The organism is Haladaptatus sp. AB618 (assembly GCF_024136965.1).
Taxonomy (GTDB): Archaea; Halobacteriota; Halobacteria; order Halobacteriales; family Haladaptataceae; genus Haladaptatus.
Genome location: NZ_JAMYJX010000001.1, coordinates 745,190 through 770,319, shown reverse-complemented (window position 1 = coordinate 770,319; position 25,130 = coordinate 745,190). Strand labels below are relative to the sequence as shown.

The window sequence follows — 25,130 nt, the reverse complement described above, 5'->3', positions numbered from 1 at the left end:
ACTTTGTCCCTTGGGGAAGCGGTGTAAAACGGGTTAGAGGGTGACGTGCCCGAGGTCGGCTTCCAACTCGTCCACGTACTCGTTGAACTCCGCGACGAAATCACGGAAGTCGTCGGCCAGTTCACGCACGTCCGGCGCGGAGGGCGGTTCGTACTGCGAGACGAGATACGTGCCGCCCTGACCGCCCACGCGGAGGTACGACGCCCTGCTCTCCTCGCGTTTCAACTCCCAGCGCTTGCCGTTGACGCGGGCCGTGAACGTCCCGTAGTCTACCCCATCGTAGCGGTGGAGTTCACCGGCCATCACGTCCGTAACTTCCCGAATCCGTCCGACGACGCGGTCCCGTTCGGAGACGATCGTGTCGGTCGATTCGACTGCGGGAAAGTCGGTTTCCACGTCGTCCAGCACGCCTTCCTTCGATCGAACGAATTCGTTGTACGCCCGGACGAACGCGTCGTAGTCCCGCATCGCCGTGGCGAGTTCGTCCGGGTCCGGCGGTTGCTGGGACGAGACGACGTAGGTTTCGCCGCCCGCTTTCCCTTTGAACCGAAGGTACTGAACCGTACCCGCTTCGTACTTCAGCGTCCACTTCCCGGCGTTCGTCTTGAACGTCTCTTGGCCGTAGTCCCCTCCCTGAAGCAACGCGAGTTCGCGCGCGACCGTGCCCGCGTGGTCCGTGACCGCGGCAACGACTTCGTCCCGCTGTCCCGCGATCTCCTCTGCACTTGCGACGTCGAAATCGACTCCCTCGGTCATGTTGATGGAGCTAGGAATGGGAGGGGGATAACGGTGGTGACTCGGTGATTCGAACCGCTCCGCTCGTCGGCGTCACTCGACGACGTGTGAGCACGAATGGATATGAATCGGAACTGTTACCGTAGGAACCGACAGACAATCGTGTCCATGTCACCCGACGACAGACCCATCGCGGAGGACGCCTACGATGAACTGGCGGAAGCGTACAGGGAGCACGAAGACGACCCCTACTGTTCGGATTTGGAATTTCCCGCGATGGTAGACCTCGTTCCGGAGGTGGACGGAAAACGGATCCTCGATGCGGGGTGCGGCTACGGTCGATACTCGGAGTGGTTGCTCGACCACGGAGCGGACGTCGTCGCTTTCGATACGAGTGAGAAGATGGTCGACGGGGCGAGAGAGCGCATCGGTGACCGGGCGACCGTTCTCCGAGCGGACATGGAACGGCCGCTCGACGTCGCGGACGACGACGCGTTCGACGGCGTCGTCAGCGGTCTTTCCCTCCATTATGTGGAGGACTGGCGGCGACCGTTCGCGGAGTTTTCCCGCCTCCTCCGACCGGGAGGGTTCCTCGCGTTTTCGGCCCATCATCCGCTCGACGACTACCTCGCGTACGAGGGCGTGAACTACTTCGAAACCGAACGGGAGCGAATGACGTGGACGAGTAATGGTGGAGACGTCGACGTCCCGTTCTATCACCGACCGTTTTCGGAAATCATCAATCCTCTCCTCGAAACCGGCTTCCAACTGGACGAACTGGTCGAACCCACTCCGACGGCGACGTTCGAGGGGAAAAAGCCGGAATCGTACGAAAAGCGGCTGAAGCGACCGACGTTCGTGTGTATTCGAGCGTCGAAACGGTAGAACACGGTTCGGCGGAAATCGTGTGTAAGCGCATGCAAAATGCTCCGCTCGTCGTTTTGAGAATGCGGGAAAGGTAGTGGGCCGGCGCGAATTCGAACTCGCCGAGACATGCTCACTTCGTTGCGCGTGCCTCGTCTGCTCAAATTCGCACCTCGCAACAAGCCGAAACGCACCGCTCAACAACGTAGAATGAGGGGTAGAAATGGGCCGGCGCGAATTCGAATCGCGGTTACGGCCACCCGAAGGCCGAAGGATACCAGGCTACCCCACCGGCCCGCATTCTGAAGATGGCGAGGGGTACCTTTAACGCTTCCGAAGTCAGGATATCTCCGCCGCTTCTTCCTCGACGTATTCGACGGCCTCCGTGGGGGTGTCGACCGGGTGAACGTTCGGCGCGTCGTGGGTCGTCAACCCGGCGGTCGGCCGGTCGAACACGCCCGCGAAACCGAGTTCGGAGAGCGTCCCCGACCCGCCGTCGATGGCGATGACCGCATCGCCGTTCATCACCACGAGAGAGTTCCGTCCGTGACCCAGTCCGGTCGCGATGGCCACGTCGACGTACGGATTCGCCGCGTCGCGGTCGGTCCCCGGCAGGATTCCGACCGTCCGTCCACCCGCAACCTGTGCGCCGCGACAGACGGCCTCCATGACGCCGCCGAGACCGCCACAGACGACGGTGTGGTCCCGCTCGGCGAGCAATCGGCCGACTTCCACCGCCAGTTCCGCTTCCGTCTCGGTGACGGTTCCGCCGCCGATAACGCTGACCCGCATGGTCAGTACTCCGTGTACCCCCGCGTGTCGAGATAGTTGTGTGCGACCGTCATCGCGTGGTCCCCGTGGAGGAGTTCCGGACCGAGTCGAACCCGTTCGTCGGACTCGTCGGCCAGCAGTTCCGCCTCCTCGTCCGTGAAGTCGCCGTGATCAGAGAGCACGAACAGCGGGTTCTCCGGCGGTTCGAGGTCGACGACGGGCGTTCCCTCTTCGTGGAGTTCGACGACGGTGGAATTCCGACTCGCCTCGGAGAGGATGGTTCCGAAGTCGCGCTTCGAGATGAACACGCCGGGCGTGCTCTCGGCTTCCATGTGACCGATGGCTTCCCCCTTCGCCTCCAGCGCTTTGCGGACGAGCGCCGCCGTGCTTCGCTCGTCGGGGTTGAGTCGGCGGAGTTCGCTCCCCTCGAAGCGAATCGTCAGTTCGTCCTGGAGGACGAGGAAGCATCGAACGTCGCTTCGAAAGTCGTGCGAGAGGAAAAACGCGCTGTTGACACACCGACAGAGGGCGTCGAGTCGCCCTGCTGCGCCCGCCAAGTCGTCCAGCGAGAAGTCGGGCGTCGTCGGGGCGTCGTGACCGAGAACGATGAACTGTCGCATACGGATAGTCGTCTCGGGGGGTGTAAGTCGCTTCTGAACGCGGGCGCGATCAGTCGCCCTCGCCGAAGTGTTCGTAGGCCCAGCCCGCAGTCGAGGTGAGCCGCTTCATATAGGCGATGAAAAACAGGAGAATCACTTCGGTCCACGTCAGCGTCGCCACCTCTGTCACGCTCTTGTAGAATCGAATCGGATGTGGGGGGAGATAGTTTCGCGGGTTGAGAACGCTCGGCTTCTTGACGCGGCTCGGGTGGTAGCGTTGCATCTGTGCTCGGCCACGACCCAGTCGGAAGTGCTTTTTCAGGAGCGACGTGAGCGACGAGCGAGCGGGGTGATACATCGTGATCGCGGGCTGGTAGTGCTGACCGAATCCGGCGTCGTACACCCGGTTGCCGAACTCCTGGTCCTCGCCGGAGAACAGACGCTCGTCAAGTTGCCGACTTCGTCGAACACTTCACGTCGGGTAAATAGACAGCCCGTTCCCGAGAACTGCTGTTCCTCGATATACTTCTGGATAGGAAAACCGAAGATCTGGTTGTACTTCGCGGTGAGGGTGTCCTTTCCGTCTTCGACGTAGATTTCGACGTTACAACCCATGTAGTCCCAATCGTTGGATTCCATCGACGCGATGGCGTGTTCGAGCCACGTTTCCTCGACGGTCATGTCGGCGTCGATGAACGCGAGGAGGGACCCCTCGGACTCGGCGACTCCCGTGTTACGGGCCGCGGCGGGACCCTGCACCTCGTCTTCGACAAGCAGCTGTACGAGATCGGGATACTGCTCTTCGTAACTCCTGATGACATCCCGCGTGTCGTCCGTGGAGCCGTTGTCCACGGCCAACACTTCGTACGCCGCTTTTGGATACGTCTGGTCGATGACGGCATCGAGCGTCATGCGAATGCCCCTCGGGTCGTTGTAGACCGGAATGATAACAGAGATAAACGGCGGCTCGGAAGGCATATCGTCACACTGCGTTAGCATGCATATAGCCCCTTCGGTTCCCCATATGCACAACGTACAATACTGCCGACACGACGTTGCATTCTAAACGGGCAAGGAATAAATCTTCCGCGGGACGGGTTCCCATGGGACACCATCGTCACATATTTTATTCATTTTCGAGGAGCAGGGGGAAGACGGCGGTGACGCTCGAAGTCGTGGACGCGATGTCCCGGGGACTGCTCGTCGTAATCGAACGACTACCAGCTACCGAATCCAGTTCCGATAACAGACAGTTAATTCCACTCCGAAACGAAACTCATCCGTTATTATTTCGGTTAATGACCATATAGTAAGGAGACATGTTTCGGTATCTGATGGTACGTCAGTCGAGTGATTCGAGATTGACGTTCACAGATCCAAAGGAAACCATGACAGTAGCTAACAACGGAAGTGAGCGATGAAACGAAATCGGGCACGAGTCGGATTAGTACTCGCCCTCCTCGTCGTCGTCTCGTCGATATCGTTCGTCGCGGCGACGGCACCGCAGTCGCCGACATCTGCGGACGACGGTTGGGCGTCCGACCGCGCCGATTCGGGACGAACCGGTGCGACGAACGATACGGGTCCGGCCCCGTACGCGACCGAGGACTGGAGCACACAGTTCGGTGCGCGTGCCGACTCGGGGGCGGCCGTCGTGAACGGAACGGCGTACGTATCGATGACGACCAACGCCGAACTGCCCGCCGAGGGATACGTCGTCGCGTACGACGCGGAAACCGGCGACCAACGCTGGAAGAGCACGACGGTCGGTGCGGCGACCGGCGCGCCCGCCGTCGCCAACGGGACCGTGTACGTCCAAACGCGCGGCACGCACGCCGATGATTACGACCACAACGGTGGTCTGTACGCCCTCGACGCGGACACCGGCGAAGTGCAGTGGCGCGTCAACAACTCCGCCCAAGCGAGTCCGATAGTCGCCGACGGCGTCGTCTACGTCGCAAACACGGCCTACGACGCGGAGACGGGTGACGAGCGCTGGTCCGCTTACGGCCAGCAAATAATCGGCGTCGTGAACGGGACTGCGTACGCACAGAACAGTACGACGATGTCGGCGATGGACGCGTCGAGCGGAGCGCTGAAGTGGAACGTGTCGAATCCCTATGCGACCGGGGACTTCGACAGCGCCGTGACGAGCGACCGCATCTACCTCACCGCCGAAACCGACGGTGACACACAACCCGTTTACGCGCTCTCGACCGACGACGGAAGCGTCGTCTGGACCCACTCGGTGGCACGCGCCGATAGCAACGAGAGGGACGAGATATCCGAACCGGCGGTCAAAGACGGTACGGTGTACGTCAGCACCCGTGGCGACGATCACGGGAGTGTGTACGCCCTCGACGCCGCAACCGGAGACGAGCAGTGGAGGTACGACACGGCGGCGGACCATCTGTCGGCACCGACGGCCGCCAACGACTCGGTGTACGTCGGCGGACGCCATTTCACCAGACACAGCGACAGACCGGCGTCGCCCGCCATCTACTCCATCGATGCGAGCACCGGCCAGGAACGATGGAACTACTCGGTTAGCGAGGCGAGCCCCCTCGTCCCGTACGCACCTGTCGTTGCCGACGGAAAGCTCTACGTGACCGTGCACGAGTGGCTCGGCGTGCTATCGGAGGAGAGCGAACTGCACGTCCTCGAATCGAGCGACCACAGGCCGTCGCTCGACCATCAAGTCGCGGAGGACGAGATGGACGCCCCGAGCGTCACCATCGAGACGTCGCCGAAGAACGCGGCAAACCGAACGTTCCACGGGAACCGCACCGTGACGCTCCACGCGAACGCATCGACGGCCGATACCGACGAAATCGTCAGCTACGAGTGGGATCTCGACGGCGACGGAGCGTACGAGACCACCGGCCAGAACGTCACGATCCACACGGACTTCTGCGATCAGCGGACCATCAGGGTCCGGGTCACCGACGACGACGGCCTCACGGATACCGACTCGATAACGCTCACTCGCGACTGATTTCCCCTTTCTTTTTTCGACGCAATCGGAAACCGGTTTACCGCGTGACTCCCACGGATGAGATATGGACGTACTTTCGGCGGCGCGGCGGGTCATCGCGGAGGATCCGGTGTGTGATGCCTGTCTCGGTCGCCAGTTCGCCGACCGAAGTTTCGGGCTGACGAACACCGATCGTGGCCACTCCCTCCGGGTTGCGGTCGCACTGGAGGACGACGAGGATTTCGAGGAACCCGACGAAGAGTGTTGGGTCTGTGAAGGACTCATCGACGAGTTCGATGCGTACGCGGAACAGGTCGCGGAGGCCCTCGCTGACGTCGAATTCGAGACGTATCAGGTCGGAACGCGGGCACCGCCGCTCGTGGAGGAGAACGAAATCCTGCTCCGCGAACTAGCGGATCTGCCCGAGGACACCGGTGAACTGTTCAAATCCGAATTCAACCGCGAGGTCGGCAAGCGCGTCGGACGACTCACCGACACGGAAGTCGATTTCGACCGCCCGGACGTGTTGGCGCTCCTCAACCTCGAACGCGGCGACGTGGACGTGCAGGTGAACCCCGCCTTCGTCTTCGGCCGCTATCGAAAGCTGGAACGGGACATCCCCCAGACGAAATGGCCCTGCCGCGAGTGCGGCGGGTCGGGCAAGCAACTCGCCGAAGGCGGCGGCGAGGAATCCTGTGACTACTGCGGCGGCAGCGGTTTCCTCTACGACGAGAGCGTCGAGCAACTGACGACGCCGCCCGTGCTGGAAGCCATGGACGGCAAGGAGGCCATCTTCCACGGTGCGGGCCGCGAGGACGTGGACGCCTTGATGCTCGGGACGGGACGCCCGTTCGCCATCGAGGTCAAGAAACCGCAACGGCGTCGCCCCGACACCGACGAACTCGAAACGGAGATCAACGAGTTCGCGGACGGAAAGGCGGAGGTTGACAGTCTCACCCTCGCCACGCACGACATGGTCGAGCGCGTGAAGGGCTTGGATGCGAGCAAGACCTACCGCGCGCAGGTGGAGTTCGACGAGGCCGTCACGGAGGAGGACCTCGCGGCCGCCATCGAGGAACTGGACGGCGCGACGGTCGATCAGTTCACCCCGAACCGAGTGGACCACCGCCGGGCCAACCTCACGCGTGTCCGCGAAGTCTACAGTATCGTGGGACACATGGACGACGAGCGTCACGGCGAAGTCGAAATCCACGGCGAGGGAGGCCTCTACATCAAGGAACTCATCAGCGGCGACGAAGGGCGCACTGAGCCGAGTTTGGCCGGACTACTGGGTGTCGGCGCGGAAGTCACGGCGCTGGACGTCGTCGCCGTCGAGGGCGAGGACGAGATATTCGGTCACGACGATTATCTGAAAGAGTAAATAGCGGGCAAGCGACAGTGGGGGCGTATTCCGGTCCAGCGAATCCGACTGATTTCGGTTTGAGAAGGTGCTTGGAAGTGGACTTTCTGTTATCCCTGGTCTGATAGTCCTCATTTTGACCCTTCTGTGATTTCAGTTGCCGAGGGACAGTCACCGAATCCCCCGCCCGCTACGCAAAGAGGTGTTTGATGGCTTAGCGATTGCAGTTCCCGAGAAGACGACCTCGACAGCCCCCGTCCGTTCGCGGTCGCTGTACAGGATATCCGCGCGACTGTTGCGGAGAGCGCGGATAGAGCCTACACAGACGACTAAACAAGCGCGACCGGACGGCCCCTTTCATCCACCCAACTACCACCGCAACTGCCCACACACCTCCCCAACCGACTCCCTCCGCCGCTCCTTTTCAGTCGCGGCGTCACTCATCCCTCGCGCGAGGGAATCGGCTGGGGAGGGTGTTGACGGTGCGGTAATTCATGCGGCTCGGTCGTTGTAGTCCGAGAGGAAATAGCGATGTCTTGTCGTAATTCGAGACTTGCAACCACAGAGAAGGTCCAAATCCGTCTCGTAGCGAACAGCCGAAAGCTTTCGAGGTCTATCGCCGTCGGTAAATCAGAAACGACCATGGTGTCCCACTCCCATCGTCCGGTCGTGTTCGGTGTAGACGAAGCGGGGCGCGGGCCGGTGTTGGGGTCGATGTTCGCCGCGGCAGTCGCGGTTGACGACCCCGCGGCCCTCCCCGACGGCATGGACGACTCGAAGAACCTCTCGCCGGAGCGCCGGGAGGCGCTCGCGGCGGCGATTCGCGCGGACGAATCCATCTCGGTCGGCGTCGCCGAAATCACGACGGAGCGGATCGACGACCCCGAGAGCGACATGAACACGCTGACCGTCGCGGCACACGTCGAGGCGATTTCGCGGGTCGCCGCCGACGAAAACGGAAACTGCTCGCGGGGAATCGTGGACGCCTGTGACACCAGCGAAGCGCGATTCGCCCGGCGGGTTGCGGCGGGCGTCGAGGAACGGGGAGGAATCGAGGGTGCGGTCGAAATCGAGGCGGAGCACGGGGCGGACGAGACCCACGCCATCGTCGGCGCGGCGAGCATCGTCGCCAAGGTCGAGCGGGACGCGCACGTCGCGCGACTCGCCGAGAAACACGGCGCGGTCGGCAGCGGCTACCCGAGCGATCCCAACACCCGAGAATTCCTGCGCGAGTACGTCGAAGCCAACGGTGAACTGCCTGGCTGTGCCCGCGCCTCGTGGCGGACGAGCAAGGACGTACTGGCCGCCCGAGAACAGTCGGGACTCGACCAGTTCTGATTTTCGACGGTCATTTGCCGACCAGCGTGGATATGGCTCGTTTGAGCGGTGCGGTTTTCGAGGGCGCATACTCTCCGACGAGGTTCGTCAGGTCGCGGCGGAACGGTCCCGGATCGTCCCGGGAGAAGTAATCGAAGTTCGGGTCCGTGGCCAGCGAGAACAGGACGCGAGCGACGGCGCTGGGAACCGACGGGCGTTCGACGTGGTCGTAATCGTCACGAAGCAGGCTGACGAGGTAGACGAGTTCACCCCGAAGGATGTGGCTCCCCGTGCCGACCGTGTAGCCGTAATCCGGTTTTCGAACCGCGTTCGCGAGTTGATAGTAGCGATACGGGAAGTCCACGCCCGCGTGGACCGCGAGTTGCAACGAACCCCAGAAGCGCGGGTTCACTTCGAGTAGCTTGAACCCGCCGTCGCGCGGGTCGTGGCGGAACTCGACCATCGCGGGGCCGTGCCAGTCGAGCGCCGACAGGAGCCGAACGCCCTGCTCGTGAAGCGTGGGTATCGACACGGCCCGCCGAAAGACGCTCGCACCGCCGGAGTAGGTGTAGCTCCGGATTCGCTGGTGCTGGAAGGTGACGACCGGTTCGCCGTGGTCGAAGAGGGCGAAAAAGCCGTACTCCGTCCCGTCGGGGATGCACTCCTGGACGATTGGGACGTGGCCCATCTCGGCGATCAGGCGGTCCTCGTCGGGGGTATCGAGTTCGTCCGGATCGCCGGAGATGAACCGCACGCCCGGATACTGCGTTCGGTTGTCGCGGACGAGCACGGTGTACCGGGATTTCACGACCGTATCGTCGCGCCAGTCGTCCCACTCCGTGAGGAGCTTCGTCTCCGGAATCGGAATCCCGACCTCCTCTGCCCGCTGAAACAACTGGTTCCTGTCGCGGGCGGAGTCCATCGTCTCGAAGTCGGGCCACGGCGTGGCGACGTGCTCCGCGAATCGCTCCCGGTATTTCGAGAGGACGTAGCTCTCGGGTTCCCGGAGCGGAACGATGGTCTCCACGTCGGGCCGTTCCGCGAGCGATAGCAACCCGTCCCGATAGCCCTCGATGTCGTCGGTCGGTGCGGGAAGGGACGCGCGTTCGTCGACGTACTTCGACGCGAACGCGGGCGAGTCGGGGGATTCGGAAGCCGCGATGACGGGGATTCCCTTCCGACCGAGCGAACGGATACACGCGAGGCTGCTTCCCGCCGCGATGGCCGGGACGACGACGCTCATGCGCTCCGGTCCTCCGCCCGCGTTCCCTCCTTCGTGACTTTCCCATTCACCACGTCGTTTTCGCCTACCTCGCTTTCCCCGTCTTCGACGGTTGCCAGAAACGCATCCACCGCGCCCGTGACTTCGCCATACACCCGCCGGAACGTGGCCCGGTCGGCGTCGTACGGGTCCTCGATTTCGAACACCGGGGAGGTGTCGAACGACCGCACGAAGTAGGCTTTTTCGAGTGCGTCGGGGTAGTCACGTTTGAGATACCAGTAGTTCCACGCGTCCATGAGCAGGACGAGGTCGCTCTCGCGCAACATGATCTCGTCCACGCACTGCGAACGGTGATCGGACAAATCGACACCGAGTTCTCCTGCGGCGGCGACCGCCGCGTCGGGACTCGACCGGCCTTCCTTTTCGATGAATCCGGCCGAGCGAACGGTCGAGCAGTCGAACTCCGTCGTTTGCAGTCGCTCCCGAAGATACCGCTCGGCGAGCGGACTGCGACAGATGTTTCCGAGGCAGAGAAACAGAACCGCCGGTTCGGGAGGAAGCGACCGTACCGCCTGCGCCGTGTCTCGTGGGTGAGCGTCCGGCCGCAGACGCAGCCGCTCCATCTCCACGGCGACCCGTCGTCTGCCGTGCTGGAGGTATTCCAACATCGTCCCCGGTTCGACGCTGTGGCGGTTATAAGGAAAACATCGTTTCGGGAGTAGACGGTGCCTACGGTGGCCGTAGGTGATGAATACTGAATCCGATGAGGCCGAAAAAAGTCGCGTTTCGGTCGGGTTATCTGTCCGTCAGCAGGTAGCGCAGGATGTCACCGTACGCCGGTCGCGTCACCAGCACGCCGATGAGGACGCCGAGGATGGTGATGAGGGCGAACCCTTGCAGGTCGCCGAGCGAGAGGACTGCCAGCGGACTCATGGCGATGATGGTCGTCGCGGCGGCGGCCCCGATGACCCAGAACGCCTTGCGGAAGCGCGACTGGAAGACGCGCGAGGAACTGACTTTTCCTTCGCTCATCACCTCGTCGGCGATGATGATGAGGTCGTCCACCCCGGTCCCGATGACCGCGATGAATCCCGCGATGTGCGAGAGGTCGAGCGGCAAACTGATCGCCGCGGCGAAGCCGAGCAGGATGAACACCTCAGAGAGGGCGGTCAGGATCATCGGCAAGGCGACTTCCTTCTTCCCGTAGCGGATGAAGACGACGCCGCTGACGGCGAGCACCGCCGCGATACCCGCGAGGAGCGAGTAGAGTTTGAACTGACTCGCCAGACTCGGCGCGAGGTAGGTCGTCGAACCCGCCTGCGTGTCGAGCGAGGCGGGAAGTGCACCGGCCTGCAGGTTGATCTGGATCTTACGCGCCTCGGAGGCGTTGTGACCGGTCGTGATCGTGAACGTCGGGTTGTTTTGGAAGTCGCCGCTGTTGATGGAGTTTGCGAGATTACCCATACTCACCCCGGACACTATTTTCCCGTCAGTTTCCGTGTAGAGACAGTATCCCGCCTCGTCCGGGGATTTTGCTGGATAGTTACAGGTCCCGACTCCCTCCGAACTGGTGAATCCGCGATCCTTCATCACCTTGGAGAAGTACTTCGCACCGCCGTCGGTGAGCGAGACGCTGACGCCCCACGTTTGGTCCCGCTGGCTCTGTTGTGCAGGCCCGACGTTGGTGATGTTCTGTTTGGTGATCACCGTCGTGTTCGCGGAACCGTTGTCCGTCGGATAGTGGGCGACGATGGACACTTGACCGCGGTGAGTGACCAAGTCCCGCATCTCCGACTCGTTCGCGTTCGGCATCTCGATCTGGATGTAGTGGTCACCGTTCGCGGCCGTGACCTGTTGGACGCGGCCACCGGCGAGTCCGGCCTTCGAAATCTTGTCGCTCAACACCTTGACGATCTCCGAGCGCGTCTGTGCGGTCACACCCTGTCGAACGGTGCCATGCTTGATGTTCGCGCCGTCGAGCGCGGATGTCAGCTGTGCCGGTTTGACGTTCTTCGAGTACACTTCGACGGTACCGACGGTCGCAGACTGCGTGGCCCGGAACTTCACGTCCGCCTGGCCGACGCCCTTGATGTTGTTGGCGATGCTCTTCTGGAGGTCGGTTTGGGACGTTCCGTTGGCGATGTGTACCTGTTCGGCGGTGACGCCGTTGACCGGCGCGCGGATTCGCGTCCCGCCCGCCAGTTCGAGTCCGTACTTCAGGTTGGTCGGACCGGAAGAGGTGGCGTTTGCGGAAAGGCTGTTACTGTTCCCACCCTGCGGGACGAAGAGCGCGAACGCGCTCCCGAGCAGGAGGATGAGGAGCAACCCGGTACGCCAATGGTCGCGGATGCTCATCGCGCCACCCCTTCGTATTTGTACCAGCGAAGGAGGCTCAAGTTGAGCATGTAGGTGTTCATGAGGTCGGTCGCCAGTCCCATCACGAGGATGACACCGATGGACGTGAGAAGCCCAATCTGGAAGAAGGCGGACACGAGGGTCATCACGGCCATCGCGGCGAGCGAGGTGACCGTCATCGTCACACCGGTTCGCATCGCGCGGTAGGTGCTCTCGTAGAAGTCACCCGAACGCCGGAGAACGTGGTTGTTGAGCAGGATGTCCGAGTCCACGCTGTAACCGATGAGCATCAGGAGCGCGGCGACGGTACCCAGTGAAAGCTTGATGCCGAACACGTCCATCAACGCGAGCGGAATCACGATGTCGCCGAACGCGGAGATGACGACGGCGATGGAGGGGACGAACGAGCGGAACATCAGGAAGACGATAACGCTCATCCCCACGAACGCCGCGACGATACCGTACAGCGCGAGTTGCTGGGCACCTGCCCCGAAGTTCGCGGACGTACTCTGCTTCGAGAGTATCTCGTACCCGTTACTCTGTGCCTGATTCGTCAACGAATTCGTATCAGTACTTTGGAACGTGACGATGTACACGTTGTTTTGCGATGCCGACGGCGTCACCGACGCGACCTGAGAATCGAACGACGTCTCGATATGATGTTGGGACGCGGTCGTCTGAATTCTCATTTCCGTTCCGCCTGTAAAATCGATGCCGGGCGTCACTGGTGCGCCGGTTGCCATGTACCAACCGGCGAGGACAAGCAACGCCAGCATGAGAATGGCGAGGGGAACCCCCGCTAATTGCCGATTCGAGTACCGGGTGTAATCGACCTCCGGTACTTGAAACTCTACCATAACGGATGGGTCCGGGACGGCCCTGAATAAGCTTTCTTAATTACTACGGCCAAAACAGTCATGCGAAACGGGAGTGTAAAGGGGAAAAAGTCGTACGAAGGCATAATTGTCTCGCGCTCCTCTACATCACTATGGCGACAGAAAACGCACAGCAGACGAACGAATCGGCGACCCGAGTCGTCGTCTCGTATCCCGAGGATCTGAGCAACTGGGGGCGGTTCCAGGTCGGGACGAGGCATTTCCTCGCGTACCTTCGGAAGACGAAGGATCACGTCCAAGCGGGCGACGTGTGGGAGGAGTTCCTCGACGTGGGCTGTTGTGGCGATACGCTCGACGTCCCGCTCCGCGTCGAGTCCGTGGAAGGCGGCGAGCGGATGGGACCGGAAACCGAAATCGTCTACGAGGTGCGGGAAGCCTGTGGAATTCGCGGCGGGTGGCAGGTACAGAGTGCTGGCGGCCCGAACGAGATTTAAAACCGCTCGTCGAAGAACGCCTCGACGTCGGCCCGCGTCGGGGACGTTCGCGCCCCGGCGGCCATCGACGTGAGCGCGCCACAGGCGTTGGCGAACTCCAGCGCCCGTTCGTAGTCGGCCGAATCGAGCAACGTGGTGATGAATCCCGCCGCGAACGCGTCGCCCGCGCCGGTCGAGTCCACCGATTCGACGCCGAATCCGGGGTGGGTGTAGACGCCTTTGGTCGTGTCGACCCGCGCGCCGTTCCGACCGTGTTTGATGACGACGACCCGTCCGTGAAGTTCCGAGGAAGGGTGCTCCAGATCACGGTCGAGAATCGTCGCTGCCTCTCGGTCGTTCAGAAAGACGATGTCCGAGTAGGCGAGCGCCCGTGAAAAGTCCCGTTCGGCGAGGCGACGGCCGGGGTCGAAGCTGACGGTCACCCCGGCTTCCGTCGCGATTCGAGCCAGTTCAGCCGCCGTATCGGGCCGTTGGCTGGTCAGGTGGAGATGGTCGGCCGCACGGACGTATCCGGGTTCGATGTCGTCCGGTGCGATGGTTTCGTTCGCACCCTCGTTGCCGAGCACCATCACCTCGCCACTTTCGTCCACGATCAGGTACTTCGTCGTGGTCTCGATGCCCGCTACTTCGAGGACGTGCGTACAATCGACGCCCGCGCTCGTGAGTTCGCGCTGCACCAGCAGACCGTTGTCGTCCGAACCGACGCTCCCGACGAGGCCGGTCGAAACGTCCATACGGGAAAGCGCGACGGCGACGTTCGCGGCGCTCCCGCCGCCGGAGCGCTGTTGTGAGGAGATGCGCGCTTCTCCGTCGGGTTCGGGTAAGGCGTCCACTCTGAGCGTCACATCCCAGTTGATGTGTCCCGCAGTTACGACGCGAACTCCCCCGGCGCGGTTCGTGGACGGCATACCGTTCACGTTCCTCGGCAGGAGTAAAAAATCCCGACGACTTAGCCCGTGATGGCGAACAGGATGAGGTTGTGTGCACCCGGCCCGAGTCCGACGGCAGCGACGACGCCGAGCAGGAGATAGCCCTCGGTCGGTTCGCTGGCGACGTAATCCGCGAACAGCAGGACGACGAACTCGGCGATGGCGAGTTTAACGAGGACGAACAGCCAGCCGACGCCGAGCGAATCCCCGGCGGGAATCGAATGGGCGATTTCGAGGATGGCCCGCGAGAGCGGGGTCTGCTCCCCGAACCCGAGAACGTCGATGCCGACGGCCGTCGAGACGCCGTCCAAGGCGTGTGCGAACAGCGTGAGGACGCCGACCGCACCCGTGATGATGGCGACGTCCGGATAGAAGAACTGCGTCGCGGCCCAGAGCATTCCCGTCAGGATGACCGCGACGACGAGCGCCACGAACGGCCAGAACAGCCGAAGGCTGTCGTGTTCGATGCCGAACCACAGCGCGACGACCAGGACGAGTGCGACGCCCACCAAACCGACGCCCGCGAGCGCACGCGGGACGGGAGTTCGAAGCTGATGGATCGCGAGTAGCCAAACGATTCCCACCAGTACGAACGTCGTGAGATAGACGGACGGCGTCCCGAACAGTGGATCGATGACGTCGGGAACCGGGGAGTTCGGGAGTTGATGCAACGCATTGAATCCCGCGCCGACGACCATCCACGGCGCGAGCGATACGACGGTTCGTTCCCCGATAGTCGGCTCTGCCTCCCAGAGCAACCAGAGAACGACACCGACCGCCAGCAGAAGCGGAAGAAGATACAGCAATGGGGGGAGTGCGAACCCGTCCGGCAGTACCATACTCCGACACGCGAACGGAGGTGGGGAAAGGTTTGCGGTCTGTGCCACTTTCACATCGACGATTCGTTAAATCGTGTTTCGTACGTCGACAGCGGCTAACGACGGGTATCGAGCGCAACCGCTACGAATTCCCATCGACGGAACCGTCGCCGGAAGTATCCGCATCGATGGAATCGTCGTCGGGAGAACCGCCGTCGACGGAATCGCCGTCGGAGTCGGACTGTATCTGGTCGAGAACTGTTTCCGCTGGCGTGGACTCGACGTATCGCACCTCGTTGGACCCCTCGTCGTGTTCGATGAGTCCGAGTTCGCTCAGTTTCGGAAGATGAACGTGAATCAATCGTTGCCGTACCCGCTCTTTTGACTGTACGGTCCCGTCAGCTTCCGACCGGATCGCGTCGGCGAGTTCCGAGACCGAACACCGGTTCTCGGACGTGGACGACAAATGATCGAGGAGCCTGCGGCGATGAGAGTCGGCCATGACCTCCAGGATGTCGCTCACGGAAAGCGGGGAACGTCGACGGGAACTGGTTTCCTTCATTTCGGATCCGTTCGAGGGATACTGGACGCACCAAATTCAAAAATAAGGTTGTTCGAACTGGGCATTTATAAGTGAGGTCGGAGGTGACAGGTCAGTCACGTTTGTCGTCGTTCCCGGAATCGAGAAGCGTCTGTTCGAGGAGCGATTCGTTTCCGCGTCGAATGCGCTCGGAGAGCGCCTGCTGGCTGATATCCAGTTCCGCCGCCAACTCATCGAGCGTTACACGACTCGGCGTGGAGAAATAGCCGCGTTGTAGCGCGAGGAGCAACGCTTCCCGCTGGCTCTCGGTGAGCGACAAGGAAAGCTGGTTCTTCCCCGCCTCCCGAAGGGTATAGATCCGTCCGAGGGTGTACTCGACGTCGTTTTCCAGACTGTAGTTGTGGAACTCGGACAGATCATCATACGAGGGAAAGAGCAGTTCGAACGACCAATCCTCGCCGTCGTATCCCTCCGCGGACCTGATGATGCCGTTCGTTTCCTGAAGTCCTTCGAGGAACGCTTCGTCGGGAATCTCCCAGTCCATGAGATAGAGGACGCGGTCGTCGACGCGGTCTAGTTCCGTGAGGTCGTTGACGTACGACCCGGCACGCACTCGCTCCTCGAAATCGGGTAAATCGTCCCCCCACGCCCAGAAAACCGGGACGACACGCGGTCCGACGGGGACGATTCGCTCGAATTCGATGTGGGTCCGCGTGCCAGCGGTGAGGAGCTTTCCCAGCGGGAAGTCGAACGGTTTCAGGGTGAGTTCGGCAACGACCGCCATGATACTGTCCCGTATCTCGTTTCTACTGGCTTAACGACTTGGGCACCGCTATCGTTCGTCCCACGGTTCGCCCTTCTGTTGGTCCCCGAACATCTCCCGCATCAGCGTCACGATGCTCTCGGGCGGGAACTGTCCTCGTTCGGTCACGATGGCGTCCACGTAGCGCGGCGGCGTCACGTCGAACGCGGGGTTTTCGACGCGGACGTTGCCCACGTCGTCGCGCTCGACGTCGGGGAGAATCTCGCGTTCGTCGCGCATCTCGATTTCCACGGTGTGGCCCGTCATCGTCCCCGGATGAAGCTTCAGGGTTTGAGCCGCGACCATGATCGGAACGCCCCGTTCGCGGGCGTTCACGGCCAACCCAGAGGTACCGATCTTGTTGATGACGCTCCCGTCGGCGGCGATGGAGTCCGCGCCGACGAGGACGTGGTCGGTGTCGTCCAAATACCGGCGGGCCGCGTTGTCCACGATGAGCGTGACCGGGACGTCCCAGTCCCGGAGTTGGCGGGCGGTGATGTGACCTTGTTTCCGTGGTCGGGTCTCCTTGACGATGGCGCTGATTTCCTTGCCGTCGTCCAACGCCTTTCGAACGCAGGAGAGCGCGTCCGTCGAGTGGCAGTGGGTCATGATGGTATCGCCGTCGCGGAGGCGGTTCGCGCCGATCTGACCGAGATTATCCTGCGCTTGGTCGAGATCCAATCGGAACTCCTCGACGGTCGCCATGATGTTCGCGCGCAGTTCCTCGACGGTATCCCCTTCCATTCCGTGCAGCACGTAGCGCAGCGCGTTCGGAAGGCTCACCGCGGTCGGTCGGGTTTCGTGGAGTTGTCGCGCGGCGGCCCGGATTTCCGCTCGAAACGCGTCCGGCGTGTCGGCCTCGCTGGCCTGCGCCTGCTCGCCGATGGCGGCCGCTGCCGCGTCCGCAATGGTCGCCGCCCCGCGGATCTCCATCTCGGAGATGTCGTCCGCGGCGGCGGTGACGGCGGGCGTGATGTCGGGGTCGTTCATGTGCGATACTACGCGGAGCGGCAGTAAAAACGATCGTGTGACTGAACGATCGTCGTGGGTCGGCGATACTCCGGAGGGTTACGCCACGAAGTGATGTTTCGGCGGAAATTCTACGGTGGTGGCAACCGCACGGACCACATGGACATCGATGGGGCCGTCGCCTACTCGGAGTCGGTGATGCGCATCGCGGAACTCGTCGCCGCCTATCTGCTTGTCGGCTTGTTCGTCGTCGGTCTCCTGGATTTCGGGTTTCTCGCCTTCTCGTTTCTCCGTGCCGGACGTGCGACCGATCCGCGAACGCTGCTCGAACTCATCGACGTGATCCTCCTGTTGTTCATCGTCGCCGAGATCTATCGGACGGTCATCGCCTACGTCGAGTCGGAGGGCGAAGTCGGCGTCGTCCGGGCGACCGTGTACGCCGGACTCATCGCGCTCGTTCGGAAGGTTATCACCTTTCAGATGGACGGATATGCGACGACGACCGACGCCGCAATCGCCGCCGGTTCGTACGCACTGCTGCTCGTCGGACTCGGCGTGATCTTGTGGGTGGTCTCGCGGAAATAGCGTAGTCGTTACTCGCTCTACCTTTCGAGCCAACGGATTGAAACGACCCAATCCCTCCCGTCGCCGACAGTGTCACAGTATCCCTCGATAGCGACACGGTTTTTTGCAGGGGTGTTGAAACCCGAGACAGGAATGCTCGACAGGAAGTACATTCGGGAACACCCGGACGAAGTACGGGAGGGTCTCGAACACCGAGGTGACGACGTTGATCTGGACGGATTTCTGGAGTTGGACGCCGAGTGGCGCGAACTCAAATCGCGGGGCGACGACCTCCGCCACGAGCGAAACGAGGTCAGCCGTAGCATCGGCGAACTCAAGCAGGAAGGCAAGGAGGAGGAAGCACAGGAAGCCATCGAGCGCTCGGGCGCGCTGAAGGCGGAGTTGGAGGAGATAGAGGAACGCGCGAGCGAACTGGAGGAGGAACTCGAAGAACGAAGCCTCGAAATCCCGAACGTTCCGCACGAAAGCGTCCCCATCGGGGCCGACGAGGACGACAACGTGGAGGTCCGCCGGGAAGGGTTCGAGAACCTGCGCGAGTTGCCCGCCGACGTGGTGCCACACTACGACCTCGGCGAGGAACTGGACATCATCGACGAGGAGCGGGCGGCCAAGACGACCGGAAGCGGCTTTTACTTCCTGAAGGGCGACGGCGCGCGGCTCGAACACGCCATCATGCAGTTCATGCTGGACGTCCACCGCGAACAGGAGTACGTGGATATCTTCCCGCCGATCCCTATCAACAGCGACTCAATGACCGGGACGGGCCAACTGCCGAAGTTCGCCGAGGACGCGTACAAGATCGAGGGCGAGGACCTTTGGCTCTGCCCGACCGCCGAGGTTCCGGTGACGAACATGTACGCCGGGGACATCCTCCTGCGCGACGACCTGCCGCTGAAACATCAGGCGTACACGCCGAACTTCCGGCGCGAAGCCGGTGAGCACGGAACCGAGACCCGCGGCATCGTGCGCGTCCACCAGTTCAACAAGGTCGAGATGGTCAACTTCGTGGAACCCGAAACGAGCTACGATCGCCTCGATGCGCTCCTGGACGAGGCCGAAGAGGTCCTGCGACGCCTCGAACTACCGTATCGGGTTCTCGAACTCTGTACGGGCGACCTCGGCTTCAAGGCGACCAAACAGATCGACCTCGAAGTGTGGGCACCCGGCGACGACATGGAAGACGGGCCGGAAGCGGGCGGCCGCTGGCTCGAAGTCTCGACGGCGTCGAACTTCGAGGACTTCCAATCGCGGCGCGCGGGGCTTCGCTACCGCCCAGAGCGCCACGAATCGGCCGAATACCTCCACACGCTGAACGCCTCGGGCCTCGCGCTCCCGCGCGTGATGGTCGCCATCCTCGAATACTACCAGAACGACGACGGCACCGTCACGGTGCCCGAAGCGCTCCGCCCGTACATGGGCGGCACGGAAGTCATCGAGGGTCACGACCCCGTCGGCGAGAGTGCCCTCGGATCGGGCGAGCGGGACTGAGCCGTTCGACCCGTTCGGCACCATATTGTTTTGTTCGTGCAATACTGTTTTAGCCATCACCGTCCAAGTGTCCCGTATGGGGAAAACGTTCGTCGTCGTCGGTGGTGACGCTGCGGGAATGAGCGCCGCGAGCAAGGCAAAGCGGGACGACCCCGACCTCGAAGTCGTCGTCTTCGAGAAGGGCGAGTGGGTTTCTTACGGTGCCTGTGGGCTTCCGTACTACGTGAAAGACGACATCGAGTCGTTGGACGACCTCGTCACGCTCACTCCGGAGGCGGTCGCGGAACGCGGCATCGATCTGCGGCAGAACCACGAGGTCGTCGATATCGACCGGAGCAGGATGACGGTCACGGCCGTCCACGACGGTGAGCGAATCGAACAGTCGTACGACGACCTCCTCGTCGCGACCGGGGCGCGGGCGGTCGTCCCACCGATCGACGGCGCGGAGTTTGACGGCGTGTTCACGCTCCATGGCATGGAGTCGGCGGCGACCGTCAAGCGCGCCCTCGCGCCAGCGGCGGGGGTACCGGGCGACGAGTTCCGCGAAGGGTACGGCGCACAGGTACACGAGTACCTCGCCGCGACGTCGCCCGACGCCGTCGGCATCATCGGTGGCGGCTACATCGGCTTGGAGATGGCCGAAGCGTTCGACGCCCGCGGCCTGGACGTCTCCGTCTTCGAGATGTTACCGCACGTGCTCGCCCCCTTCGGGGCGGACGTCGCCGAGGAAGTCGAAGACCACCTCGAATCGAACGGCGTCTCCCTCTCCCTCGACACGACGGTCGAACGCATCGTCGGCGAGGACGGTCGTGTCACCGGAATCGAAGCGGGCGGTGAACGGGTTCCGGTGGACGTGGTACTGGTGGCGACCGGCATCGCACCGAACGCCGAACTCGCGGAGGAGAACGGGATCGAATCCGGCGAGACGGGTGCCATCGCGACCGACGAGTACGGACGGACGAACGACGACCACGTCTTCGCGGCGGGTGACTGCGCCGAAGCGCGCAACGCCGTGACGGGGTCGCCGGACTACGTACCGCTCGCGTTGACCGCGAACCGGGCGGGACGGGCAATCGGGCAAACGGTGACTGGAGAACCGACGCCCGTCGGGGACATCGTCGGGACGGCGGTCGTGAAGGCGTTCGACCTCGAAGTCGCCCGGACGGGTATCATCGACCACGAGATAGCCGAAGCCGCCGGATACGACCCAGTTTCGCAGGTCATCGAGCAGGAATCGCGGGCGCACTACTACCCCGGCGGGTCGCCGATAACGGTTCGGTTGACCGCCGACCGCGACTCCGGACGCCTCCTCGGCGCGAGCATGGTCGGTCACGAAGGGGTCGCACAGCGAATCAATACAGTGGCGACCGCGCTCCACGCCGAACTGACCGTCGAAGAGGTCGAGTACCTCGACTTGGCGTACGCACCGCCGTTCGGTCCCGTCTGGGACCCGATACTCACGGCGGCGAAAGTCCTGCGCGGAAAACTCGACAAATAGAGGAGACCTTCCCGAGATTACATTCTCGTTGTAGAATTACTTAAAAAAGATGGGTTCCGCCATCTATTTCCATAATGAACGATGAGTTGGATTATGATTTCGGTAACGATGGACATGGTGCAGTACGACTGTCCGTACATCGACGTCACGGACGAGACGGACGTCTCGTTTCACACCATGCACTGGGACTTCAACACCGCCAAGCAGAAGTTGGAGACGAGGATTCTCGTGCAGGGGGACGACCGGGGGGCGCTGACGAACGGCCTCGGCGCGCTCCAGGAACACGACCGGATGCTGGAGTTCGAACTGCTCTCGCGGCGGGGTGACACGGCGGTCATCAAGTCGTTCATCGGCCAGACGAACGCGATGCGGACGATTCGCGAACACGACGGCTACATCACCGGACCGTTTCAGATCCGCGACGGGAGCGAACTGTGGAGCGTCGGGTTCGACACCGCCGACAACACGGACAACGCCCTCTCGGAGTTGGAGGACGGGAACGACGTCCGCGTCGAGAGTCGAAACGCCACGTCGTTCGAGGAGTACCTCGACGTGATCCAGCACCTCGGCGCGGCGAAAAACGTCATCGACGGCTGTCGGGAACTCTCCGAGACGGAGCGCGAAACGCTCACGAAAGCCGTCGAAGGGGGATACTTTCAGACCCCACGGCGTGCGACGCTCGGCATGTTGGCCGACGAGTTCGATATCTCGAAGACGGCGACCTCGAACAACCTGCGGCGTGCCGAGGGGAAACTCCTCGAGCGCATCGTCGACGTCCTCCCCGAGGTCGATTCCGAGGACGCGCTGATCGGCAAGTAACCGGAAAAAACAGAAACACGACCGAAATCAGAACAACCCGTCCGTCGTCTCGACGCCGACATCGACGTGCGAGAGTCGCGGGTCGTCCGCGAGCGCTTCGACGTCGTCAACCTGCGAATCGGCCGTCTTCGTCGCGTACAGTTCATACGAGTCGGCCTCGTCGTTCTCTTTCCACGTCACTACCAACTTCGCTCGCCGAAACAGGGTGCCGTCTCGGAGCCGAACCGATTCCAGCGAGTCGAGCGGAACGGCGAAGTTCCGCTCGTCGAGCGACAGCGCCCGGTCCGGCGTCGCATCCTCGATTTCGCTGCGACCGCGTTCTCCGGTGTCCGCCCGCAACAGCATCGATTTGAACGACTCGCCGACGAAGCACCAGACGAGACGCTCCTCCGTGACGAGGAGTTCCCAGTACTCCATCGACGTGGGTCGCCGACGGAACCACCCCGAGAGGTGGGCGATACGCGTTTCGTCCTCGCCGTCTCGTGTCTCGGTCATGCTCATTCTATCCCTCCAGCAGGACGGCGATATCCTCCGGGACGGTCCGTCTGTCCTGCGTTATCAGCGAGACGCCGACGAACAGCGCGATGGCGACCAACAGCGCCACCGTTCCGACCGGGAACGATTCGGTGAACGGGTAGAGGCTCCCGATGAACTCGCTGACGCCCGAGAGCCCTGCGGTATCGGCGATGTGCGGCACGGCGCTGTAGAACAGGTTGACTGCCAACCCGCCGAGGATGGCGGCGATCGCGCCCTCCTTCGTCGCGCCCTTCCAGTTCAGGCCGAGGGCCGCGATGGCGAAGAACGCCGCCGCGAAGAACCCCCAGCCGATGGTGCCGAGAATCCCGACCAGCGTCTGCGAGTAGAAGACGATGAGCGTCGATGCGACGGTGAGACCGGCCAGCGCGGCCTGCGTCACCCGAAGCTCCGTCTTGTCGTCGTCGATGGGTCGGCCGAGCGCTCGCGGGATGTCGCGGGAGACCGCCGCCGCGCCGATGTTGAGGAACGAGTCGCTCGTGCTCATGATGGCCGCGAGCAGCGCCGCCAGGATCAGTCCGGCCACCGCACCGGGCGTGTGGTTGAGGACGAAGACGGGGCCGACGATGGAGGCGCTCTTCGGGGCGGCGGTCGAACCGGCTTCGACCATCGCGCGCATCGACAGTCCGGTCGAGAACGCGAGAAGGCTCGAAATCGCGTACGTCGCCGCCGCGATTGGCGCACCCCAGCGCAGGATCTTGAGGTTACGGCTCATGTAGAACTTGGTGACCAGGTGTGGCTGTCCGGCCGCGCCGACCGAGAACAGGATCCACCACCCGAGCGCCGTGAAGATGGTCGCGGTCGGTGCGCCCATCGCGCCGAACGGCGAGATGAACGCCGGGTCGGCGGTGGCGAGGTTGTGCGAAATCGAACTCATCCCCCCGCCGAACGACAGCGCGTAGGCGAAGACGAACACCGATCCGAAGATCATCGTGATCGCCTGCACGAAGTCGGTCCAGACGCCCGCGATCATGCCCCCGAGCATGCTGTAGAGCAGGAGGATGAACGCGCCGATGAGCAGTCCCCACATCACCGACAGGCCGAAGATGGCGCGCATGACGTACTGGAGCGCGGCGAGGTTCGTCGCCAGATACGCCATCACGCCGACGATGACGGCGACGGCGGTCAGCCCGCGAACCCACGCGCTCTCGTATCTGACGTACATCCCGTCCGCGAGCGTCAACACGTCGCGGATGTCCGCCAACAGGCGCATTCGCTTGGCGAGGAGTACCCACGTGATGATGAACCCGAGCGGGGCCGTGAAGAATATCCACAGCGCCGTCGTCCCGAACGAGTAGACGAGTTCGGGGCCGCCGACGAACCCGAACCCGGACTGAATGACCGAGAAGGCCGTCAACGCGAGCACCCACGTCCCGATGCTCTTTCCGGTGATGAGGAAGTCCTCGGTGCTCTCCGTTCGGAGGTACCCCCAAACGCCGATTCCCAGCACGATCAGCAGATAGACCCCGCCGAACAGGAGGACATACGGACTGTCGGTGACCGGAATCTCCTGTAGTGGGATCGGAAGGGGAGTCATCGTCGGTTCCCTCCTTCGGCCTGCGGCGACTCCTGGGCCGCGCTCTGTGAGGTTCCGGACGCCGAGTTCTCCGACGGCGTCCCCTCGGCGTTACCCACACCGCCATCGGGATCGGGGCTGGCGACCGACAACGGGAATCGCTCCCGTCGTTGAACCCGTCGCGCCTCGTCCAGGATGTCGTCTACCGCGTCGTCGTTCCCGATTTCCGGGAAGACGAGCGCGTAGTAGAGCGCGCCGAGGATCGGAAGCAACCAGAGGAAGACGAAGTACGCCAGCGTCGAAACCGGGAGTCCCAGAACGTAGGTGTACTCGGTCACGTCCGGGTTCCACTGCGACCAGATCACCGTGAACCCGACGACGAAAACCACGCCCAATCCGGCTACCAACCCGGTGTACGGCGCGAGGTCGAGTTCGCCGTCGTTTCGCTCGATGGCGGCCGCGCCGAAGTTCGCCACGATGAACAGCGCGGCAAGATACGAAAACAGCCGATACTGCCCGACCGCCGCCGCGATCAGCAGCACGATAGCCAGTAACGCTATCGTCCCCATGAGTCTATTCCGCGTGCCTCGGTCCGTCGTTTGTGATGATGCCATCCGGTATGCAACAGGATAGCAAATGTCGAATAAGACCGGGTTGATATGTAAACAGCTATCGCGGAATTACAGTTTCCATGTCGCTCCGGAATATTTCACGGAGGAGATGGAGAATTAACGAGTTCGGGTGCGGATTTCGGTGATTTGGCCGTCAGTGATCGAAAAGTCGTCTTCGAAGGCGAACATCACGTCACCATCGGCGTCGAGCAACCGGCCCTCGGCGACGGTCGTTCCGCCGTTTTCGGCGATGTGGGAGAGTTCGTGGCTCGTCTCCTTGTTCGGTCGGTCGTCGCGCATGAACGAGACGAGCGTGTCCCTTCCTTCGATGGTGCGGTCGGGGCGGTAATGCACCACGTCCGGCGCGAACAGTCCGGCGAACGTCTCGTAGTCGTGTGCGTCGATGGCGTCGTAGTAGGCGCGAACGACCACTTCGGAGTCCATACGCGGGGAGACGCGGAGGACCCTCTTTAGCCCCTCGGCGGAAGCTACG

27 protein-coding genes and 1 tRNA gene are annotated in these 25,130 nt (G+C 62.5%); 9 read left to right on the top strand and 19 right to left on the bottom strand.

From position 1 onward, the window contains the following. Positions 1-33 precede the first annotated feature (33 nt). Positions 34-756, bottom strand: a complete 723-nt coding sequence (locus tag NKF26_RS04045; protein ID WP_253225462.1) for a hypothetical protein — start codon at positions 754-756, stop codon at positions 34-36. 147 nt (positions 757-903) lie between these two features. Here NKF26_RS04045 and NKF26_RS04040 point away from each other — a divergent pair, with 147 nt between their 5' ends. Further along, a complete protein-coding gene (locus tag NKF26_RS04040) occupies positions 904-1,620 on the top strand; it encodes a class I SAM-dependent methyltransferase (protein ID WP_253234011.1) in 717 nt (238 codons plus the stop codon). A gap of 203 nt (positions 1,621-1,823) precedes the next feature. Here the strand turns inward: NKF26_RS04040 and NKF26_RS04035 are convergent. The 5 genes from NKF26_RS04035 to NKF26_RS04015 all read right to left on the bottom strand — a co-directional run bounded on the left by NKF26_RS04035 (position 1,824) and on the right by NKF26_RS04015 (position 3,881). Beyond that, a tRNA-Pro gene (locus tag NKF26_RS04035) sits at positions 1,824-1,896 on the bottom strand. 42 nt (positions 1,897-1,938) lie between these two features. Then, positions 1,939-2,391 carry a TIGR00725 family protein gene (locus NKF26_RS04030; protein ID WP_253225460.1) on the bottom strand — a complete coding sequence of 151 codons (453 nt, stop codon included), beginning with the start codon at positions 2,389-2,391 and terminating at the stop codon, positions 1,939-1,941. A 2-nt stretch (positions 2,392-2,393) separates the two neighbouring features. Beyond that, positions 2,394-2,990: a tRNA (pseudouridine(54)-N(1))-methyltransferase TrmY gene (gene trmY / locus NKF26_RS04025; protein ID WP_253225459.1), complete on the bottom strand. Its 597-nt coding sequence runs from the start codon at positions 2,988-2,990 to the stop codon at positions 2,394-2,396. 49 nt (positions 2,991-3,039) lie between these two features. Then, positions 3,040-3,252, bottom strand: coding sequence for a hypothetical protein (locus tag NKF26_RS04020; protein WP_253225458.1), 213 nt, complete (start codon positions 3,250-3,252; stop codon positions 3,040-3,042). Positions 3,253-3,287: 35 nt separating this feature from the next. Beyond that, entirely contained in the window at positions 3,288-3,881 is a 594-nt protein-coding gene (locus tag NKF26_RS04015) for a glycosyltransferase family 2 protein (protein WP_253225457.1), read from the bottom strand. A gap of 505 nt (positions 3,882-4,386) precedes the next feature. On the opposite strand from NKF26_RS04015, the gene NKF26_RS04010 reads away from it, so the two are divergent. From NKF26_RS04010 to rnhB, 3 genes are all read left to right on the top strand, one after another. After that, complete coding sequence (locus tag NKF26_RS04010; protein ID WP_253225456.1) at positions 4,387-5,964, top strand: PQQ-binding-like beta-propeller repeat protein; 1,578 nt, start codon at positions 4,387-4,389, stop codon at positions 5,962-5,964. 64 nt (positions 5,965-6,028) lie between these two features. After that, positions 6,029-7,324 (top strand): tRNA pseudouridine(54/55) synthase Pus10, encoded by a 1,296-nt coding sequence (locus NKF26_RS04005; RefSeq protein ID WP_253225455.1) that lies wholly within the window; start codon positions 6,029-6,031, stop codon positions 7,322-7,324. A 621-nt stretch (positions 7,325-7,945) separates the two neighbouring features. Further along, the gene (gene rnhB / locus NKF26_RS04000; RefSeq protein ID WP_253225454.1) at positions 7,946-8,641 is read left to right on the top strand and encodes a ribonuclease HII; all 696 of its coding nucleotides are present in this window, start codon (positions 7,946-7,948) and stop codon (positions 8,639-8,641) included. Between the two features lie 10 nt (positions 8,642-8,651). On the opposite strand, the gene NKF26_RS03995 is transcribed toward rnhB, so the two are convergent. From NKF26_RS03995 to secF, 4 genes are all read right to left on the bottom strand, one after another. Further along, the gene (locus tag NKF26_RS03995) at positions 8,652-9,863 is read right to left on the bottom strand and encodes an ATP-grasp domain-containing protein (RefSeq protein ID WP_253225453.1); all 1,212 of its coding nucleotides are present in this window, start codon (positions 9,861-9,863) and stop codon (positions 8,652-8,654) included. Further along, positions 9,860-10,510 (bottom strand): low molecular weight phosphotyrosine protein phosphatase, encoded by a 651-nt coding sequence (locus NKF26_RS03990; protein ID WP_253225452.1) that lies wholly within the window; start codon positions 10,508-10,510, stop codon positions 9,860-9,862. Before NKF26_RS03990 ends, NKF26_RS03995 begins: the two co-directional genes overlap by 4 nt. A 127-nt stretch (positions 10,511-10,637) precedes the next feature. Further along, complete coding sequence (locus tag NKF26_RS03985; protein WP_253225451.1) at positions 10,638-12,197, bottom strand: preprotein translocase subunit SecD; 1,560 nt, start codon at positions 12,195-12,197, stop codon at positions 10,638-10,640. Further along, a complete protein-coding gene (gene secF / locus NKF26_RS03980) occupies positions 12,194-13,054 on the bottom strand; it encodes a protein translocase subunit SecF (RefSeq protein ID WP_253225450.1) in 861 nt (286 codons plus the stop codon). The genes NKF26_RS03985 and secF overlap by 4 nt, the downstream gene beginning before the upstream one ends. A 131-nt stretch (positions 13,055-13,185) precedes the next feature. On the opposite strand from secF, the gene NKF26_RS03975 reads away from it, so the two are divergent. Further along, entirely contained in the window at positions 13,186-13,527 is a 342-nt protein-coding gene (locus tag NKF26_RS03975) for a hypothetical protein (RefSeq protein WP_253225449.1), read from the top strand. On the opposite strand, the gene NKF26_RS03970 is transcribed toward NKF26_RS03975, so the two are convergent. The 5 genes from NKF26_RS03970 to NKF26_RS03950 all read right to left on the bottom strand — a co-directional run bounded on the left by NKF26_RS03970 (position 13,524) and on the right by NKF26_RS03950 (position 17,607). Continuing rightward, positions 13,524-14,435, bottom strand: a complete 912-nt coding sequence (locus NKF26_RS03970) for a carbohydrate kinase family protein (RefSeq protein WP_253225448.1) — start codon at positions 14,433-14,435, stop codon at positions 13,524-13,526. The two genes, NKF26_RS03975 and NKF26_RS03970, sit on opposite strands and share 4 nt — an antisense overlap. Positions 14,436-14,476: 41 nt before the next feature. Continuing rightward, a complete protein-coding gene (locus NKF26_RS03965) occupies positions 14,477-15,295 on the bottom strand; it encodes a DUF63 family protein (protein WP_253234010.1) in 819 nt (272 codons plus the stop codon). A gap of 121 nt (positions 15,296-15,416) precedes the next feature. Next, complete coding sequence (locus NKF26_RS03960) at positions 15,417-15,797, bottom strand: helix-turn-helix domain-containing protein (protein WP_253225445.1); 381 nt, start codon at positions 15,795-15,797, stop codon at positions 15,417-15,419. A gap of 130 nt (positions 15,798-15,927) precedes the next feature. Further along, the gene (locus NKF26_RS03955) at positions 15,928-16,599 is read right to left on the bottom strand and encodes a helix-turn-helix domain-containing protein (RefSeq protein WP_253225444.1); all 672 of its coding nucleotides are present in this window, start codon (positions 16,597-16,599) and stop codon (positions 15,928-15,930) included. 48 nt (positions 16,600-16,647) lie between these two features. Then, positions 16,648-17,607, bottom strand: coding sequence for a ribose 1,5-bisphosphate isomerase (locus NKF26_RS03950; protein ID WP_253225443.1), 960 nt, complete (start codon positions 17,605-17,607; stop codon positions 16,648-16,650). A gap of 93 nt (positions 17,608-17,700) precedes the next feature. Here NKF26_RS03950 and NKF26_RS03945 point away from each other — a divergent pair, with 93 nt between their 5' ends. From NKF26_RS03945 to NKF26_RS03930, 4 genes are all read left to right on the top strand, one after another. Then, positions 17,701-18,171, top strand: a complete 471-nt coding sequence (locus tag NKF26_RS03945; protein WP_253225442.1) for a phosphate-starvation-inducible PsiE family protein — start codon at positions 17,701-17,703, stop codon at positions 18,169-18,171. 132 nt (positions 18,172-18,303) lie between these two features. Next, positions 18,304-19,659, top strand: coding sequence for a serine--tRNA ligase (gene serS, locus NKF26_RS03940; protein ID WP_253225441.1), 1,356 nt, complete (start codon positions 18,304-18,306; stop codon positions 19,657-19,659). Positions 19,660-19,735: 76 nt separating this feature from the next. Further along, positions 19,736-21,157, top strand: coding sequence for an FAD-dependent oxidoreductase (locus tag NKF26_RS03935; protein ID WP_253225440.1), 1,422 nt, complete (start codon positions 19,736-19,738; stop codon positions 21,155-21,157). 93 nt (positions 21,158-21,250) lie between these two features. Next, positions 21,251-21,976: a helix-turn-helix domain-containing protein gene (locus NKF26_RS03930; protein WP_253225439.1), complete on the top strand. Its 726-nt coding sequence runs from the start codon at positions 21,251-21,253 to the stop codon at positions 21,974-21,976. Positions 21,977-22,003: 27 nt separating this feature from the next. Here the strand turns inward: NKF26_RS03930 and NKF26_RS03925 are convergent, their stop codons facing one another. The 4 genes from NKF26_RS03925 to NKF26_RS03910 all read right to left on the bottom strand — a co-directional run bounded on the left by NKF26_RS03925 (position 22,004) and on the right by NKF26_RS03910 (position 25,081). After that, positions 22,004-22,471 (bottom strand): hypothetical protein, encoded by a 468-nt coding sequence (locus NKF26_RS03925; protein WP_253225438.1) that lies wholly within the window; start codon positions 22,469-22,471, stop codon positions 22,004-22,006. 7 nt (positions 22,472-22,478) lie between these two features. Continuing rightward, the gene (locus NKF26_RS03920) at positions 22,479-24,047 is read right to left on the bottom strand and encodes a sodium/proline symporter (protein ID WP_253234009.1); all 1,569 of its coding nucleotides are present in this window, start codon (positions 24,045-24,047) and stop codon (positions 22,479-22,481) included. Beyond that, positions 24,044-24,640, bottom strand: a complete 597-nt coding sequence (locus NKF26_RS03915; protein WP_253225436.1) for a hypothetical protein — start codon at positions 24,638-24,640, stop codon at positions 24,044-24,046. The genes NKF26_RS03920 and NKF26_RS03915 overlap by 4 nt, the downstream gene beginning before the upstream one ends. 114 nt (positions 24,641-24,754) lie before the next feature. After that, entirely contained in the window at positions 24,755-25,081 is a 327-nt protein-coding gene (locus tag NKF26_RS03910) for a nuclear transport factor 2 family protein (RefSeq protein WP_253225435.1), read from the bottom strand. Positions 25,082-25,130 lie beyond the last annotated feature (49 nt).

Bases quoted from the DNA above. Each gene is read 5' to 3' on its own strand.
- NKF26_RS04020 (WP_253225458.1), bottom strand. From the start codon at position 3,252: ATGCAACGCTACCACCCGAGCCGCGTCAAGAAGCCGAGCGTTCTCAAC.
- NKF26_RS04010 (WP_253225456.1), top strand. From the start codon at position 4,387: ATGAAACGAAATCGGGCACGAGTCGGATTAGTACTCGCCCTCCTCGTC.
- NKF26_RS04045 (WP_253225462.1), bottom strand. From the start codon at position 756: ATGACCGAGGGAGTCGATTTCGACGTCGCAAGTGCAGAGGAGATCGCG.
- NKF26_RS03965 (WP_253234010.1), bottom strand. From the start codon at position 15,295: ATGGTACTGCCGGACGGGTTCGCACTCCCCCCATTGCTGTATCTTCTT.
- NKF26_RS03910 (WP_253225435.1), bottom strand. From the start codon at position 25,081: ATGGACTCCGAAGTGGTCGTTCGCGCCTACTACGACGCCATCGACGCA.
- NKF26_RS03985 (WP_253225451.1), bottom strand. From the start codon at position 12,197: ATGAGCATCCGCGACCATTGGCGTACCGGGTTGCTCCTCATCCTCCTG.
- NKF26_RS03995 (WP_253225453.1), bottom strand. From the start codon at position 9,863: ATGAGCGTCGTCGTCCCGGCCATCGCGGCGGGAAGCAGCCTCGCGTGT.
- secF (WP_253225450.1), bottom strand. From the start codon at position 13,054: ATGGTAGAGTTTCAAGTACCGGAGGTCGATTACACCCGGTACTCGAAT.
- rnhB (WP_253225454.1), top strand. From the start codon at position 7,946: ATGGTGTCCCACTCCCATCGTCCGGTCGTGTTCGGTGTAGACGAAGCG.
- NKF26_RS03925 (WP_253225438.1), bottom strand. From the start codon at position 22,471: ATGACCGAGACACGAGACGGCGAGGACGAAACGCGTATCGCCCACCTC.
- NKF26_RS03970 (WP_253225448.1), bottom strand. From the start codon at position 14,435: ATGCCGTCCACGAACCGCGCCGGGGGAGTTCGCGTCGTAACTGCGGGA.
- NKF26_RS03930 (WP_253225439.1), top strand. From the start codon at position 21,251: ATGATTTCGGTAACGATGGACATGGTGCAGTACGACTGTCCGTACATC.
- NKF26_RS04015 (WP_253225457.1), bottom strand. From the start codon at position 3,881: ATGACGCTCGATGCCGTCATCGACCAGACGTATCCAAAAGCGGCGTAC.
- NKF26_RS03955 (WP_253225444.1), bottom strand. From the start codon at position 16,599: ATGGCGGTCGTTGCCGAACTCACCCTGAAACCGTTCGACTTCCCGCTG.
- NKF26_RS04005 (WP_253225455.1), top strand. From the start codon at position 6,029: ATGGACGTACTTTCGGCGGCGCGGCGGGTCATCGCGGAGGATCCGGTG.
- NKF26_RS03945 (WP_253225442.1), top strand. From the start codon at position 17,701: ATGTTTCGGCGGAAATTCTACGGTGGTGGCAACCGCACGGACCACATG.
- NKF26_RS03990 (WP_253225452.1), bottom strand. From the start codon at position 10,510: ATGTTGGAATACCTCCAGCACGGCAGACGACGGGTCGCCGTGGAGATG.
- NKF26_RS03975 (WP_253225449.1), top strand. From the start codon at position 13,186: ATGGCGACAGAAAACGCACAGCAGACGAACGAATCGGCGACCCGAGTC.
- NKF26_RS04040 (WP_253234011.1), top strand. From the start codon at position 904: ATGTCACCCGACGACAGACCCATCGCGGAGGACGCCTACGATGAACTG.
- NKF26_RS03950 (WP_253225443.1), bottom strand. From the start codon at position 17,607: ATGAACGACCCCGACATCACGCCCGCCGTCACCGCCGCCGCGGACGAC.
- NKF26_RS03915 (WP_253225436.1), bottom strand. From the start codon at position 24,640: ATGGCATCATCACAAACGACGGACCGAGGCACGCGGAATAGACTCATG.
- NKF26_RS03920 (WP_253234009.1), bottom strand. From the start codon at position 24,047: ATGACTCCCCTTCCGATCCCACTACAGGAGATTCCGGTCACCGACAGT.
- NKF26_RS04030 (WP_253225460.1), bottom strand. From the start codon at position 2,391: ATGCGGGTCAGCGTTATCGGCGGCGGAACCGTCACCGAGACGGAAGCG.
- serS (WP_253225441.1), top strand. From the start codon at position 18,304: ATGCTCGACAGGAAGTACATTCGGGAACACCCGGACGAAGTACGGGAG.
- NKF26_RS03935 (WP_253225440.1), top strand. From the start codon at position 19,736: ATGGGGAAAACGTTCGTCGTCGTCGGTGGTGACGCTGCGGGAATGAGC.
- trmY (WP_253225459.1), bottom strand. From the start codon at position 2,990: ATGCGACAGTTCATCGTTCTCGGTCACGACGCCCCGACGACGCCCGAC.